Annotated in this window: 1 protein-coding gene; it reads right to left on the bottom strand. The window is 43.6% G+C overall.

Annotated features, from left to right (window positions below):
• The coding region (locus AB4405_RS21715) for an IS5 family transposase (protein ID WP_372062795.1) at window positions 1-801 on the bottom strand (801 nt) is incomplete at its 3' end.
• Between the last annotated feature and the right edge of the window lie 33 nt (window positions 802-834).

The raw sequence follows: 834 nt of genomic DNA, 5'->3' as shown, positions 1-834 counted from the left end.
CAGTGTCTTTACACGGAACATGGCCGTCTCTGAAAGTGACCGTTTATGGTAACCATACTTCTTTTTCCAATGTTTATTTGAGCCGTATAATTTCTGGCAAGCTACCGCTAGATTACGAGGGTGACCTCGCACCCAAAAAGCAGCACCTTCTCTCGGTGGAATAAGTGGAACAGCTTGTTTAATACGTATGGCTTCGTAGCATTGTCTTGTGTCGTAAGCTCCATCACCAGATATCTCATTGATTCTACGACGAGTTTGATTCAGTAAATTAGGAAGAGCTTCACCGTCGGTGACATTCGATAAACTTAACTCAGCCGCAATGACTTCATGAGTGCCAGTGTCTACTGCTAAATGGAGCTTACGCCAAACTCGACGCTTCCCGTCAGTACCATGTTTTTTTACTTTCCATTCCCCTTCACCGTAAACCTTAAGCCCTGTTGCATCAATGGCTAAATGCGGTATTGCGCCTCGGGTCTTTGTCTTGAATGACACATTAACCGTTTTGGCTCGTTTACTGATGCATGAATAATGAGGACATGACAACGGGAGTTGAGCGAGTTTGAAAACAGAATCGATGAATCCTTGTAACGCTCTCAACGGCATTGAAAATACTCGTTTAACCATGAGGGCGGTCGTAATGGCTAAGTCACTAAACAATCGAGGTCGACCTCGTTTACCTTGCTTGAGTTGCTTCCACTGTTGAATCGCTTCTTCATCAATCCAGAATGTCAGTGAACCACGATTGATTAGGGCTTGGTTATATTGTTTCCAGTTAGTTGTTCTGTAGCGAGGCTTTGGCATTGATCTAAGTATGTTAGTGAACTTAGATGATCT

Source organism: Vibrio sp. 10N.261.51.F12 (genome assembly GCF_041471725.1).
Taxonomy (GTDB): Bacteria; Pseudomonadota; Gammaproteobacteria; order Enterobacterales; family Vibrionaceae; genus Vibrio.
The sequence above is the reverse complement of the archived record's forward strand: the minus strand, read 5'-3'. Positions and strand labels throughout refer to the sequence as shown.